We start from the raw sequence: 1,172 nt of genomic DNA on the forward strand, positions 1-1,172 counted from the left end.
TGTCCCGTCCTGATATAGGTTGACAGTATTTTAATTAAAACGCCTGGTGTACTTCATCGGGCGTTTTATATTTTAAGACCGTATGTGGCCTTTCTTGATTATAGAGCTTTACTGACTCTTTCACCATTTTTCTTGCTTCGCTAACATCCTTAGGTTTCGCTAATAAGTATTCATTTTTTAAAATACCATTAATGCGCTCGGCTAGCGCATTTTGATAACAGTCATACCCATCCGTCATTGAACAGGTAATGCCATACTGTTTATGAAGTGCTTGGTACTCACTTGAGCAATATTGAACCCCTCTATCTGAATGATGTACTAGGGGCTGATTGCTTTTTCTCTCTCGTAATGCCTGCTTAAACGCTTGTTTAACTGAGCTCGCTTTCATATTATCATCAACATGGTAACCGACAATTTTTCTTGAATAAGCATCAGTCACCAAACTTAAGTAAGTATTCCCTAATAATGTAGGTAAGTAGGTGATATCAGCAACCCACAACTGCTCAGGCTTGGATGGAGTTAAGTTATCTTTTACTAAATTAGGGTGACAACGAAAGTGATGGTGGCTATTAGTTGTTTTATGATAAGCACGTTTGGGTGACACCAATAGATGATGAAAACCTAGCAACGTAAATAAATGGTCTCGTCCAATATATAATTGTTGTGAGGCCATTAAGTATTTGAGTTTACGCGCTCCTATTCTTGGATGCTTGATTCGCTCAGTCGTCACAAAGTCCAACACACACTGCTCATTAGCCTGCCGCTTCATCTGGCTTATACAGCGTTTATAGTGTGCTTGACGAGTTATCCCAAGAAATAAACACGCTCGAGTTACCGACAACGCTTTCACCTTTTTTTGTTGGATAACTGCGCTTTCTGCTTTTTTGTAATGCGTACTCCATAATCAGTTTCTAGTACGCTAACGACGGCTTCAAAAAACTGAGCTTTCAATTGGCTGTCTGCTAATTGTTGCTCTAATACTTTAATACGTTGTTCAGGTGTTTCTTTAGATTCTGACTTAGTCATAGCAAAACCTCTTGTTAAAAAAACAGGTGTTCCTTTAGACCAGTTTAGGCGACCATGTTTACGAAGCCAAGTTAATACTGTAGAGCAACCTTGTATTCCGTATTTATCTTGAGCCTGTTTATAGGTAAGTTCGCCTCTTTCTACTT

The 1,172-nt window shown here is 38.9% G+C and carries 1 protein-coding gene; it reads right to left on the reverse strand.

The window, feature by feature from the left end; translation table 11 throughout:
• Nucleotides 1–34 precede the first annotated feature (34 nt).
• A protein-coding gene (locus tag V5290_RS17250) for an IS3 family transposase (RefSeq protein ID WP_333388728.1) occupies nucleotides 35–1,172 on the reverse strand; the annotation gives its coding sequence in 2 pieces (ribosomal slippage) (nucleotides 35–888 and nucleotides 888–1,172; 1,139 coding nt annotated over the 2 pieces). This gene is flagged as partial in the annotation.

This window comes from Psychromonas arctica (assembly GCF_036697365.1).
GTDB classification, from domain to species: domain Bacteria; phylum Pseudomonadota; class Gammaproteobacteria; order Enterobacterales; family Psychromonadaceae; genus Psychromonas; species Psychromonas arctica_A.